Source organism: Labrys sp. ALF-8 (genome assembly GCF_059699065.1).
Map to the genome: position 1 here is coordinate 4256021 of NZ_AP048537.1, position 13252 is coordinate 4269272.

The following is a 13252-nucleotide window of genomic DNA, read 5'->3' on the forward strand; positions in this document are numbered from 1 at the left end:
TTTCCATGACCTTGCCCGATGAGACCAACCCTGATCTCGATCGTATCCATCAGGAAATCGCGGACGGTTACGACGAGGAACTGGAGCTTGAACTGGAAGAGGCCCGCCTCGACCACATCCTCGCCGAGATGCCGGAGTTCAAGGAAACGGATACGATGGACCGCAAGGTCTATTTCCGCGAACTCTTCCGCCTGCAGCACGAACTCGTCCGCCTGCAGAACTGGATCCAGCACCAGAAGCTGCGCGTCGTTGTGATCTTCGAAGGCCGCGACTCCGCAGGCAAGGGCGGCGTGATCAAGCGCATCACCCAGCGCCTCAATCCCCGCGTGTGCCGCATCGCGGCACTTCCGGCTCCGAGCGAGCGCGAGCGCACGCAGTGGTATTTCCAGCGTTACGTCGCCCATCTGCCGGCCGGCGGTGAAATGGTGCTCTTCGACCGCAGCTGGTACAACCGCGCGGGCGTGGAGCATGTGATGGGCTTTTGCTCCGACGAGGAATACGAGGAGTTCTTCCGCTCGGTGCCAGAATTCGAGCGGATGCTCGCGCGCGCTGGCATCATCGTGCTCAAGTACTGGTTCTCGATCACAGACGAGGAGCAGGAGTTCCGCTTCAACATGCGCATCCACGACCCGCTGAAGCAGTGGAAGCTCAGCCCGATGGATGTGGAATCGCGCCGCCGCTGGGAAGACTACACCCGTGCCAAGGAAGTCATGCTCGAACGTACCCACATTCCGGAGGCTCCGTGGTGGGTGGTCGAGGCTGTGGACAAGAAGCGAGCCCGCCTCAACTGCATCAATCATCTCCTCTCGCAGATCGAGTACGCCGACGTCGAACATCCCCCTGTGATCCTGCCGCCGCGTGAGCGCCACGAGGACTATGTGCGCCATCCCGTGCCGTCAGAAATGCACGTGCCGAAGGTGTATTGAGATGCTTCGAGGGCAGGGAGCGTAACGCTTCCCTGCCACCTTGCAGGCTGGTGCCGGGTGGGATGCCTGCCGCGCCAGCCTCTATGCCCATTTGGCATGGTCTCATCATTTGAAGCGCGACCGGTTTTGGCTTAGGCCTGATACCCTCGGATTCCAGAGGGAAGGCTACGATGTCGCTGCTCGATCATGTGAAATCCACCCTGGCCGAAATCGAGGCGGACGGGCTCACAAAGCGTGAGCGCGAGATCGCAGGACCGCAGCGGGCGCGCATCGAGGTGGCGTCCAGCGGCGGGAAACGGCCCATGCTCAACCTCTGCGCCAACAATTATCTCGGCCTTGCCGACAATTCTGAGATCATCGCGGCGGCGAAGGCGGCCATGGACGGTCACGGCTTCGGCATGGCCTCGGTGCGCTTCATCTGCGGCACCCAGACATTGCATCGCGACCTCGAGCGTGCCATCGCCCGCTATCTCAGGAAGGATGACGCCATCCTTTTCGCCGCCTGCTTTGATGCGAATGGCGGCGTATTCGAGCCGCTGCTCGGTGCAGAGGACGCCATCGTGTCCGACAGCCTCAACCATGCCTCGATCATCGATGGCGTGCGCCTGTGCAAGGCCAAGCGCTACCGCTTCGCCAACGGGGACATGAACGACCTGGAAGTGCAACTCCAGGCGGCCAGGGCGGACAATGTGCGCAACATCGTCATCGCCACGGACGGTGTGTTCTCCATGGACGGCTATCTCGCCGATCTCAAGACCATCACGGACCTTGCCGTCCGCTACGGAGCCAGCGTCATGGTGGACGATTGCCATGCGACCGGCTTCATCGGGCCGGAAGGACGGGGCACCCCGGCGAGGGCAGGCGTGGAGGACAAGGTCGACATCCTGACAGGCACCCTCGGCAAGGCACTGGGTGGGGCCATGGGCGGCTATGTTGCCGCCAGCCAGCCGGTCATCGACCTCCTGCGCCAGCGCGCGAGGCCCTACCTCTTCTCCAATTCGCTCGCCCCGCCGGTCGCGGCCGGTTCGATGAAGGCGATCGACCTCGCCCGGGATGGCGATGATCTCCGCGCGCGGCTGTTCACCAATGCCAGGCGCTTTCGGGCAGGCCTGGAAAAGGCGGGGTTCGAACTCCTCCAGGGCGAGACGCCGATCATTCCCGTGATGCTGCACGATGCCCGCCGCGCCCAGGACATGGCGCGGGCGCTTGACGAGCGCGGCATCTACGTCGCGGGTTTCTTCTTTCCCGTCGTGCCGAGGGGCAAGGCCCGCATCCGCACCCAGATGTCCGCGGGACTGACGGATGCCGATATCGACTTCGCCATCGACGCCTTCACTGACGCCGGCAAGGCGCTTGGAGTGATTTCATGAAAGCCCTCGTCAAATCCCGGCCGGAACCCGGTCTCTGGTTTTCGGACAACGAACCTACACCCGTCCTGGGTCCCAACGACGTTCTGGTGAAGGTGCACAAGACCGGCATTTGCGGCACCGATATCCACATCTACAAATGGGATGCCTGGGCACAGAAGACGGTGCCCGTGCCGATGATCGTCGGGCACGAATATGCCGGCGAGATCGTGGAGATCGGTCCGGCCGTGCACAGCCTCAAGGTTGGCGAGCGCGTCTCGGGCGAGGGCCATGTCATCGGCGTGAAGAGTAGGGCGACGCGGGCGGGGCGCTTCCACCTCGACCCTGACACCCGCGGCATCGGCGTCAACATGCCCGGTGCCTTCGCCGAATACGTCAAGGTGCCCGCCTTCAACATCGTGCCGCTGCCGGAAGAGGTCGACGACGAACTCGGCGCCATCCTCGATCCGCTCGGCAACGCCGTGCATACCGCCTTGTCCTTCGATCTCGTCGGGGAAGATGTGCTGATCACAGGCGCCGGGCCCATCGGCATCATGGCGGGGGCGGTTGCCCGGCACGCCGGCGCCCGCCACGTGGTGATAACCGACATCAATCCCGTGCGCCTCGACCTGGCCGCCCGTGTCGCCGACATCGTGCCGGTGAACGTGGCGACGGAAGATCTGCGCGATGTCATGACCCGCCTGAAGATGAAAGAAGGCTTCGATGTGGGCCTGGAGATGAGCGGCGCGCCGGCTGCCTTCCAGCAGATGCTCGACGTGATGCTGATGGGATCGAAGATCGCCATGCTGGGCATTCCCGCCACGCCCTTCGCCGTCGACTGGAACAAGATCGTCTTCAAGATGCTGACCATCAAGGGCATCTATGGCCGTGAGATGTTCGAGACCTGGCACAAGATGCTGGCCATGCTGCAGAGTGGGCTCGACGTCCGTGCCGTCATCACCCACCGGTTGAAGGTGGCGGACTATCTCCAGGGATTCGAGATCATGGCGCGCGGGGAATGCGGCAAGATAGTCCTCGACTGGAGCTGAATGAGGCGCCGCCACCAGCCAAAGTTGCAGGCGTACGGCGGTCGGCTGGGGGTAAATCGATTTTCTGTTGGCGGAACGGCAGTGGGGTCGTTCCTATTTGTAATACCAATTGACAAGCCATGGAAACTTTTTATCAATCCGCCGCGTAGCTCGGTCTTTCTTGCCTCATGGCGCATGTTAAAACCAGCTGGACGTAATCGTTTGCACAATGCAACGTTACGATCGAAGAACGTCAACTTGGGAGAGAGACGTGAAAATCCTGAAATCCTTGCTCTTGGCCGCAGCCCTCGGCGCGGTCGCGATTGCTTCGCCCGCCCTGGCACAGGACAAGGGCCCCGTCGGCATCGCCATGCCGACCAAGACCTCCGAGCGCTGGATCGCGGACGGCGACAACATGGTCAAGCAGTTGCAGGCCAAGGGTTACGCGACCGACCTGCAATATGCAGACGACGATATTCCGAACCAGCTTGCCCAGATCGAGAACATGATCACCAAGGGTGACAAGGTTCTCGTCATCGCCGCCATCGACGGCACGACGCTGGCCGACGCGCTCAAGGAAGCTGCCTCGAAGGGCATCAAGATCATCGCCTATGATCGCCTGATCCGTAATTCCGAGAATGTCGACTATTATGCCACCTTCGACAACTTCAAGGTCGGCGTGCTGCAGGCTCAGTCGCTCGAAACCGCTCTCGGTCTGAAGGACGGCAAGGGTCCGTTCAACATCGAGCTGTTCGGCGGTTCGCCCGACGACAACAATGCCTTCTTCTTCTACAACGGCGCGATGTCGGTCCTGCAGCCCTATATCGACAGCGGCAAGCTCGTCGTGCAGTCGAAGCAGGCAGGCATGGACAAGGTCGGCACCCTGCGCTGGGACGGCTCGGTCGCCCAGGCTCGCATGGACAACCTGCTGAGCGCCTTCTACACCGACAAGAAGGTGGACGCCGTCCTCTCGCCGTATGATGGCCTCTCGCGCGGCATCATCGCTTCGCTGCAGGCCGCCGGTTACGGTTCGGGCGACAAGCCCATGCCGTTCATTTCCGGTCAGGATGCCGAAGTGGCTTCGGTGAAGCTGATCCGTGACGGCGTGCAGTATTCGACCATTTACAAGGACACTCGCGAGCTCGCGAAGGTCACCGTGTCCATGGTGGACGCCGTTCTCTCCGGCTCCAAGCCCGAGGTCAACGACACCAAGACCTACGACAACGGCAAGAAGGTGGTTCCTTCCTACCTGCTCAACCCGGTCCTGGTGACCAAGGACAACTGGAAGAAGGTTCTGGTCGACGGCGGTTACTACACCGAAGATCAGCTGAAGTAAGTGCTCGCCACTGAACCATGCTAGTGTATCGGGCGGCTGGCACGGCGTGCCGGCCGCCCTTTTGATAGGTTATGCGATATGGCGGCCATTCTGGAAATGCGGGGCATCACCAAGACCTTTCCGGGGGTCAAGGCGCTCAGCAATGTCAATCTGACGGTGAATGAAGGCGAGATCCATGGCGTTGTCGGCGAGAACGGAGCCGGCAAGTCGACACTGATGAAGGTGCTGAGCGGCGTTTATCCCCATGGCTCCTATGAGGGGGATATCCACTTCCAGGGGCAGGAATGCCGCTTCAAGGATATTCGCCATTCCGAGGAACTCGGCATCATCATCATTCACCAGGAACTCGCCCTGGTGCCGTTGCTCTCGATCGCGGAGAACATCTTTCTGGGCAACGAGCGGGCCGCGGGTGGTATCATCGATTGGCCCCTTACCTTCAGCAAGACCCGGCAGGTGCTCGACAAGGTCGGCTTGCGCGAGTCGCCCGACACGCTCATCGCCAATATTGGTGTCGGCAAGCAGCAGCTCGTCGAGATCGCCAAGGCCCTGTCGAAGAACGTCAAGCTGCTCATCCTGGATGAGCCCACGGCCAGTCTCAACGAAAGCGACAGCAATGCGCTCCTCGACCTCCTGCTCGAGTTCAAGCGCCAGGGCATCTCCTCGATCCTGATCTCGCACAAGCTCAACGAGATCTCGAAGGTCTGCGACGAGATCACCATCATCCGCGACGGCGCTTCCATCGAAACCCTGGACTGCCGCACGGAGGCTATCAGCGAGGATCGCATCATCAAGGGCATGGTCGGACGCGAGATGGCCGACCGCTATCCGGCCCGCGAACCCAGGATCGGGGAACCAGTGCTGGAGGTGAAGGACTGGACGGTCTACCACCATGAGCACTCCGAGCGGCAGGTTGTGAAAGGCGTGAACTTCACCGTGCGCAAGGGCGAGGTGGTCGGGATCTCCGGCCTCATGGGCGCGGGGCGCACCGAACTCGCCATGAGCATCTTCGGGCGCTCCTACGGCCAGCGCATCAGCGGACAAGCCTTCATGCATGGCAAGGAGGTCGATCTTTCCACCATCCAGAAGGCTCTCGCCAACGGCCTCGCCTATGTCACCGAGGACCGCAAGCAGCTCGGCCTGATCCTCGAGGAAGACATCATCAAGAACATCACCCTCAGCAATCTCGAGGGGGTGTCGAAGAACTCCGTGATCGACGACATCAAGGAACTGCGCGTCGCCAACGACTATCGGCGTCGGCTCAACATCCGTTCGCCCAACGTCTTCCAGAAGACGGTGAATCTCTCCGGCGGCAACCAGCAGAAGGTGGTCATCAGCAAATGGCTGTTCTCGAACCCTGAACTGCTGATCCTCGATGAACCGACGCGCGGCATCGACGTCGGCGCGAAATACGAGATCTACACGATCATCAACAAACTGGTGGAGGACGGCAAGGCGGTGCTGATGATCTCCTCCGAAATGCCTGAGCTGCTCGGCATGTGCGATCGCATCTATGTGATGAATGCGGGACGCTTCGTCGGTGAATTCCCGCGAGCCCAGGCAAGCCAGGAAAACATCATGCGTTCCATCATGCGTGCAGAAGGGCTCTGACAATGACAATGAAACTGACCGAAGCCCCGACTGCTTCACCCAGCAAATCGATCTTCGAGTATATCAGCAGCAATATCCGGGACTACGGCCTGCTGATCTCACTGCTGGTGATCGTCGTCTTCTTCCAATACATGACAGAAGGCCGCATGCTGGCGCCTTCCAACATCAACAACATCCCTAACCAGAACGGCTACGTCATCATCATGGCGCTCGGCATGATGCTGGTGATCGTATCGGGGAACATCGATCTGTCGGTGGGCTCGGTCTGCGCCTTCACGGGCGCGGTTTCGGCCGTGCTGATGGTGAACTATCACTGGCATTGGGCGCCCGCGGCGGTGGCGACGCTCGCCGTGGGTGCGGTGATCGGCGCGGTGCAGGGCTACTTCATCGCCTACCTGCGAATACCGTCCTTCATCGTGACGCTAGGCGGCATGCTCGTCTTTCGAGGTCTGACCTACCGCCTGCTTGGAAATACCAATGTCGGGCCGCTTCCCCAGACCTTCAATCAGTTGAGCGCCGGCTGGATAGGCGACCCCTTTGCGGTGCCCGGCTTCTACACCACGACCTTCGCGCTCGGCATCATCGGTGCCGTCCTGTTCGTCGTGCTTAACATCAGGGGGCGCTTGACCCGCCTCAAGCATGGGGTTGAGGAAGAGCCCCTTACGATCTTCATCGGCCGCAGCATCCTGATGGCCGCCGCCACCCTCTATGTCAGCTATCTCCTGGCCGAATATCGCGGCCTGCCGACCGTGCTGATCATCCTGCTCGTACTGACGCTGGTCTACGTCTTCGTCACAACACGCACCGTCGTCGGTCGCCGCATCTACGCTCTCGGCGGCAACGAGAAGGCGGCGAAGCTCTCGGGTATCGACACCAACCGGCTGATCCAGCTCACCTTCATCAACATGGGTGCGCTGGCGGCGCTGGCCGGCCTGGTCGTAACCTCGCGCTTCGGCGGCATGGCCACGCCCAAGGCCGGTGACGGCTACGAACTTGACGTGATCGCGGCCTGCTTCATCGGCGGCGCATCGGCTTCGGGCGGCGTCGGCAAGATCACCGGCGCGGTCATCGGCGCTCTTCTGATGGGCGTGATGAACGTGGGCATGTCCATCCTGGGTCTCGGCATCGACGACCAGAAATGGATCAAGGGCCTGGTGCTGCTGTTCGCCGTCTGCCTCGACGTCTATTACAAGAAGAAGCGCTGAAGCGTTTGAACGCATCTCCGTCACGGGCCTCGTCCTGAGACGGAGATCCCCGTTCCAGCGACAATTTACTCATTTCGCCCTGCGTCGTCTGCGATTGCAATCCCGATATGAGCCGCATGGGGCAGGAACGCTTGGCTATCGGGCGTTCTGCCTTTACATGCGTTCACCTTCGGGGAGCGCGGCAATGGATCGAATCGTAAAGGCCTTCTTCAATTCGGCAGCGGGCCTCAGCCATGCCGTGCGCCATGAATTGGCGGTCCGCCAGGAAGTCGTCGTCTTCGTCGTCGCCGTCCCGGTCAGCCTCTTTCTCACCGAGGATTGGTGGAAGCGCCTTGCCCTGATCGGCGTGCTCCTGATCGTCTTGATGGTGGAATTGCTCAACACCGCCATCGAGGCGCTTTCGGACCATGTAACGCCCGACCGGCATCCCCATATTCGTATCGTCAAGGATCTCGGTTCGGCGGCCGTCTTCATGGCGCTGACGCTGGCTGGCCTGACCTGGCTTGTCGCGCTGGTCGAAAGGCTGGTGTAATGAAGGCTGGTAAGCGTTTTCTTGGTTCATAGAATCGATCATGAGCACCGATATTCTTCGTATCGCCATTGCCCAGCTCAAGCCGACGCTGGGCGATCTCGCCGGCAATATTGCCAAGGCCCGCGTCGCCCGCGCCGAAGCTCGCAAGCAGGGCGCCGACATCGTCCTGTTCACCGAACTGTTCATCTCCGGCTATCTGCCCGAGGACCTGGTGCTCAAGCCCGCCTACCAGGACGCCTGCCGCGCGGCGCTCGAGGATTTCGCTCGTGATACCGCCGATGGCGGGCCGGCCGCCCTGATCGGGTTGCCCTGGAACGAGAAGGGCAAGCTGCACAATGCGGTGGCCCTTGTCGATGGCGGGGTCATCGCTGCCGTGCGTTTCAAGAACGACCTGCCCAACTACGGCGTGTTCGACGAAAAACGCGTCTTCCAGCCTGGCCCGCTGCCTGGTCCGATCTCGTTCCGCGGCGTGCGACTGGGCGTGCCGATCTGCGAGGACATCTGGGGCCGGGACGTGGTGGAATGCCTCTCGGAGACGGGCGCCGAGATCCTGCTCGTGCCCAACGGCTCGCCCTACCACCGCGATAAATCCGACGTCCGCCTGAACGTTGCCGTGGCCCGCGTGGCCGAAAGCGGCCTCCCGGTAGCCTATGCCAACGAGATCGGCGGCCAGGATGAGGTCATCTTCGACGGTGCTTCCTTCGTCCTCAATGCCGACCACAGCCTCGCCGTTCAGCTTCCTGCCTTCCGCGAGGCCGTGGTCACCACCACCTGGCGCCGCGGGGGCAATGGCTGGAGCTGCGACAAGGGCGCCATCGAGCCGGTGGAGGAAGGAGACCAGGCGGACTATCAGGCCTGCATGCTGGGTCTGCGCGACTATGTGAACAAGAACGGCTTTCCCGGTGTGGTGCTCGGCCTTTCCGGCGGCATCGACTCGGCGATCGTCGCCGCCATGGCGGTGGATGCGCTGGGCCCGGAACGCGTTCACTGCGTGATGCTACCCTACCACTACACCTCACCGGAATCGCTCAAGGACGCCTATGAGTGCGCCACCGCGCTCGGCGTGCGCTATGACGTCGTGTCGATCGAGGCGCCGGTGACGGGACTCGAAAGCGTGCTGGAACCCGTCTTCAAAGGCGCTCCTCGCGGCATCGCCGAGGAGAACATGCAGAGCCGCACGCGCGGCACCATCCTGATGTCGATCTCGAACAAGTTCGGCGCCATGGTGGTGACAACGGGCAACAAGTCGGAAATGTCCGTAGGCTACTGCACGCTCTATGGTGACATGAACGGCGGCTACAATCCGATCAAGGATCTCTACAAGACCGAGGTCTACCGTCTCTCGGCGCTCAGGAATCGGTGGAAGCCGGTGGATGCGATGGGTCCGGCAGGCGTCGTCATTCCTGAGAACATCCTGACCAAGGCTCCGACTGCGGAGCTGCGCGAGAACCAGAAGGACCAGGATTCCCTGCCGCCCTACGACGTCCTCGACGACATCCTGCGCTGCCTCATCGAGAGCGAGATGCGTGTGAGCGAGATCATCGCGCGCGGCCATGACGAGGAGACGGTGCGCAAGGTCGAGCGTCTGCTATACCTCGCCGAATACAAGCGCCGGCAGGCCGCACCCGGGGTCAAGGTGACGGAGAAAAACTTCGGACGCGATCGCCGTTACCCGATCACCAACCGCTTCCGCGACAAGGGAGCCGGATTGACGCCGGATGCCTCGCTTTACCGGGTCGCGAGCAGCAGCAGCGTCGAGGCGATCGACGTATAGAGCTGCGGCACAACGCCGGCCTCCGGTCTACCGCAGCGAGATACATCGCTCTCCCGGCTGTAGGCAGGCAACCGGTGAAGCCAGTATGGTGCGGGCAGGTGCGCGGCCGAGGCAGCTCGGCCCGCGTCGCCGCGCTTTCCGGGTGCGCTTCGTCCATGCGAGGTCGACTCTCATCTGGCCCACAGCCGTCGATGAAGGCGATATTGGTCCGCCATGTGTCCCGTGCATATCAGCCCTGTGCCGATTGTGCCTCTATTCACCCCCCATGTTGGTAAAATACGTGCGTTGACGTTCCCTGGGGGACGTAGATGGCCCGGGTTCATAGATACCCGGGAAAAGGAGCAGAGGCCTTCCTCTACAGCACGCCGCAAACGGTAGTGCACACCGGTCTTCAGGACCGTTATCCGAACTCCCTTCCACAAGGGTTGCATCCGCAACCGATATACGCCCGCCCGAACAGGAAGTGTCCGCGACCATCCCGGTCGCCGGTTCGAGCTGTCACGAGCGAAACAGGCCGCATGCCTTCCTCACGGTAGGGCCGGCAGCCGGCGCCCTGCCTCGGAAAGATGCCGAGGCGCATCACCGTGCCCTCATCGATGGACAAGCTCATGCTTGACTTGCTTCAAGGCGAACACGCCGACCTCCTCATCCTCATCGGCAAGATCGCCGGCGTTCTTGTCGCCATCCTGCTTTTCGTGCGGGTGAGTGGCATCATCCGCTACATCCCCAATGACCGCCTGGGCGTGCTCGAGAAACTGTGGAGCTTCCGCGGCTCGATCGACAGCGGCTTCATCGCCATGCGCGGCGAGGCCGGCTATCAGCCTGACGTACTCCGCGGCGGTTTCCATTTCTTCATGCCCTTCCAGTTCCGCATCCACTCGGTCTCGCTGGTGACCATCCCGCAGAGCGAGATCGGCTATGTCTTCGCCCGTGACGGCGTTTCCCTGCCGCCGACCCAGACGCTCGCCAACAATGAGATGGCGGACGATTTCCAGAACACGCGCCACTTCCTGGAGAATGGCGGCCAGAAGGGGCCACAGCGCAAGATCCTGCGCGAGGGCACCTACGCCATCAATCTCGCCCAGTTCGTGGTGCTGACGCGCGAGCGCACCTATGCGGTGCGGCTCAACCAGGCGGAACTTGCCCTGTTCGACAACATGTCCCAGCTGATCGCCGAGCGTGCGGGCTTCAATCCCGTGGTGATCAAGGATGCCCAGGATGTCATCGGCGTGGTCACGGTGCATGACGGCCCGGCCCTGCCTGATGGCGAGATCATTGCCCCGACTGTCGGCAACGAGGCCGGAGAGCCGGACTTTCACAACAACTTCCAGGACGCCGAGGCCTTCCTGCGGGCCGGCGGCTATCGTGGTCGTCAATATCAGGTGCTGGTCGACGGCAGCTACTATCTCAACCGTCTGTTCGCGACGGTCGAACTTGTCGGCAAGACAGTCATCGATGTCGGCACCGTGGGCGTGGTCGTGTCCTATACGGGCAGGCGAGGGGTCGATCAGTCGGGCGAAGCCTATCGCCACGGCGAACTGGTCGAACCGGGCTATCGCGGCGTGTGGACGGCGCCTCTGCTGCCGGGCAAGTACGCCTTCAACACCTATGCCGGCAAGATCGTCCCTGTGCCGACCACCAACTTCGTCCTGAAGTGGACGAAGGAACAGTTCGGCCAGCATAGGCTCGACGAAAACCTCGCCGAAATCAGCCTGATCACCCGTGACGCCTTCGAGCCGCTGCTGCCGCTGTCGGTCGTCGTCCATATCGACTATCGAAAGGCGCCACTGGTCGTGCAGCGTTTCGGCGACATCAAGCGCCTCGTCGAGGAAACGCTCGATCCCATGGTCTCCGCCTATTTCAAGAATATCGCCCAGACCAAGACGTTGATCCAGCTTCTTCAGGAAAGAAGCGAGATCCAGGCTGTGTCGGGCGATGACATGCGCACCAAGTTCGCCGCCTACAGCCTCGAACTGCAGGAAGTGTTGATCGGCACGCCGCATGCAGGCACCGGGCAGGGCATCGAGCAGATCCTGATCCAGCTGCGCGAGCGTCAGATTGCCGTCGAGAAGGTCGAGACCTACAAGCTGCAGGAGGCTGCGGCCATCCAGGAGCGGACCCTGCGTGAGAAACAGGCCATGGCTGAGCAGCAGACGCAGATCACCGCTTCCGCGCTCTCCATCCAGGTGCGAGAGAACGAAGGCAAGGCCAAGCTCGCCCAGACCCGCCAGGAGGCTGAGACCATCCAGGTCACCGCCAAGGCCAATGCGGAACGGGCGCGCCTGGAAGGCGGCGGCGAGGCGGATCGTATCCGCTTCATTGGCTCGGCCGACGCCGACAAGATCCGTGCGATCGGCCTTGCCCAGGCCGACGCCACCGACAAGCAGGTGCAGGCCTATGGCGGGCCGCAATACCAGCTCAACAGCCAGGTTCTGTTGCGCTTCGCCGAAGCCATCGAGAACGGACGCCTGCCATTGGTACCCAACATCATGGTTGGCAGCGGCAAGGGGGAAGGGGGCAGTGGGAATCTCGTGGAGGTGCTGCTCGCGATGCTTGTGGCCGAACGTACCGCGCCCCAGCAGGTGGCGCCGGAGGCCGGCAGGACGAATTGAGGGAGATCGGACGCCTCCGTCCGATCATTCCCAGCGCGCCGATTGGGCGAGTGGCGGCTTTGCACCGCCATTCGGATTCCCTGACTCGCAACAACTCTCTTGCCGTCGCCGGCGGGAAAGCCGCTATAACCGTGCCGGTCGTCGAACATTCGAAAGGCAGCACGGCATGAGCAGCGAAAAGGTCGTCATCGTCACGGCGGGGGGCAGCGGGATGGGCGCAGCGTCGGCGAAGCAGTTGGCGGCCGATGGATTCAGGGTGGCCATCCTCTCGTCCTCCGGCAAGGGAGAGGCACTGGCGGGCGAACTGCGCGGCCTCGGCGTGACCGGCTCCAATCAGTCCAACGCGGATCTGAAGCGTCTCGTCGATGCCACGCTGGAACGCTGGGGCCGGATCGACGTGCTCGTCAACAGCGCCGGTCACGGGCCGCGTGCACCGCTCCTTGAGATCACCGACGAGCAATGGCACTCCGGCCTTGACGTCTACCTGATGAACGTTGTCCGGGCGACGCGCCTGGTGGCGCCGGTGATGGTGAAGCAGAAGGGTGGCGCGATCATCAACATCTCGACCGCCTGGGCCTTCGAACCGAGCCCGATGTTCCCGACCTCGGCCGTTTTCCGAGCCGGGCTTGCCGCATACACCAAGCTTTTTGCCGACCAGTATGCCGCCGACAATGTGCGCATGAACAATGTGCTGCCAGGCTGGATCGACAGCCTGCCGGCCACGGAGGACCGCCGGCAGGGCGTGCCGATGCAGCGCTATGGCACCAGCGAGGAGATCGCCGCCACGGTCGCCTTCCTCGCTTCGGAGGGAGCAGGTTACATTACCGGTCAGAACCTGCGGGTCGACGGCGGGCTCATGCGCTCGGTATAGGCCGCCTGGTGCTC

10 protein-coding genes are annotated in these 13252 nt (G+C 62.2%); all 10 read left to right on the forward strand.

The genetic code is table 11. The annotated features are described in order from the left end of the window. The first annotated feature begins 5 nt into the window (after window positions 1–5). The 10 genes from ppk2 (at window position 6) to AC6H34_RS19530 (ending at window position 13238) form a co-directional block, all read left to right on the forward strand. Window positions 6–926, forward strand: coding sequence for a polyphosphate kinase 2 (gene ppk2, locus AC6H34_RS19485; RefSeq protein WP_497539802.1), 921 nt, complete (start codon window positions 6–8; stop codon window positions 924–926). Between the two features lie 170 nt (window positions 927–1096). Continuing rightward, window positions 1097–2296 (forward strand): glycine C-acetyltransferase, encoded by a 1200-nt coding sequence (locus AC6H34_RS19490; RefSeq protein ID WP_497539803.1) that lies wholly within the window; start codon window positions 1097–1099, stop codon window positions 2294–2296. Further along, the gene (tdh, locus tag AC6H34_RS19495) at window positions 2293–3321 is read left to right on the forward strand and encodes an L-threonine 3-dehydrogenase (RefSeq protein ID WP_497539804.1); all 1029 of its coding nucleotides are present in this window, start codon (window positions 2293–2295) and stop codon (window positions 3319–3321) included. Before AC6H34_RS19490 ends, tdh begins: the two co-directional genes overlap by 4 nt. A gap of 250 nt (window positions 3322–3571) precedes the next feature. After that, window positions 3572–4636 carry a multiple monosaccharide ABC transporter substrate-binding protein gene (chvE, locus tag AC6H34_RS19500; protein ID WP_448148267.1) on the forward strand — a complete coding sequence of 355 codons (1065 nt, stop codon included), beginning with the start codon at window positions 3572–3574 and terminating at the stop codon, window positions 4634–4636. A gap of 78 nt (window positions 4637–4714) precedes the next feature. Beyond that, window positions 4715–6244, forward strand: a complete 1530-nt coding sequence (gene mmsA, locus AC6H34_RS19505; RefSeq protein WP_448148266.1) for a multiple monosaccharide ABC transporter ATP-binding protein — start codon at window positions 4715–4717, stop codon at window positions 6242–6244. A gap of 2 nt (window positions 6245–6246) precedes the next feature. Next, entirely contained in the window at window positions 6247–7449 is a 1203-nt protein-coding gene (gene mmsB / locus AC6H34_RS19510; protein WP_497539805.1) for a multiple monosaccharide ABC transporter permease, read from the forward strand. Between the two features lie 184 nt (window positions 7450–7633). Continuing rightward, complete coding sequence (locus AC6H34_RS19515; RefSeq protein ID WP_448148264.1) at window positions 7634–7981, forward strand: diacylglycerol kinase; 348 nt, start codon at window positions 7634–7636, stop codon at window positions 7979–7981. 40 nt (window positions 7982–8021) lie between these two features. Then, window positions 8022–9755 (forward strand): NAD+ synthase, encoded by a 1734-nt coding sequence (locus tag AC6H34_RS19520; RefSeq protein ID WP_497539806.1) that lies wholly within the window; start codon window positions 8022–8024, stop codon window positions 9753–9755. A 608-nt stretch (window positions 9756–10363) separates the two neighbouring features. Next, entirely contained in the window at window positions 10364–12367 is a 2004-nt protein-coding gene (locus AC6H34_RS19525; RefSeq protein WP_497539807.1) for an SPFH domain-containing protein, read from the forward strand. Window positions 12368–12533: 166 nt separating this feature from the next. Then, window positions 12534–13238: an SDR family oxidoreductase gene (locus AC6H34_RS19530; protein ID WP_497539808.1), complete on the forward strand. Its 705-nt coding sequence runs from the start codon at window positions 12534–12536 to the stop codon at window positions 13236–13238. Window positions 13239–13252: the final 14 nt, after the last annotated feature.